Genomic DNA, 284 nt, shown 5'->3' with positions numbered 1-284 from the left:
AATGAACCTTTGCGCACCGATACGTAGCTTTTAGCGTTATACAGCGCGTCGTCGCTATCGCCGCCCTCCATATATTTGCCGATCTCATCCGGGTTGACGTGATACAGTCGCTGACCTTTTTCGTTGCCAACGGTAATGTAAGTCGCATCCGAAAACGAGCGCATTGGGTCAATCAGCGCTTTGATGCGTGACAAATCATGCGCCTCTACGGCTTCAACTAATTCTGGCATAGCGGATATTTGCATTGCCTGAATAAGCGCACGTTGGCCCACCTGATAATGCAG

The 284-nt window shown here is 50.0% G+C and carries 1 pseudogene; it reads right to left on the bottom strand.

Annotated elements, in window-relative coordinates:
• Positions 1-284: pseudogene (locus tag J4G32_RS21280) on the bottom strand (citrate sensor histidine kinase CitA); the annotation flags it as partial.

The sequence above is a fragment of the Microvirga antarctica genome (genome assembly GCF_017921815.1).
Classification (GTDB): Bacteria; Pseudomonadota; Alphaproteobacteria; order Rhizobiales; family Beijerinckiaceae; genus Microvirga; species Microvirga antarctica.
The sequence above is the reverse complement of the archived record's forward strand: the minus strand, read 5'-3'. Positions and strand labels throughout refer to the sequence as shown.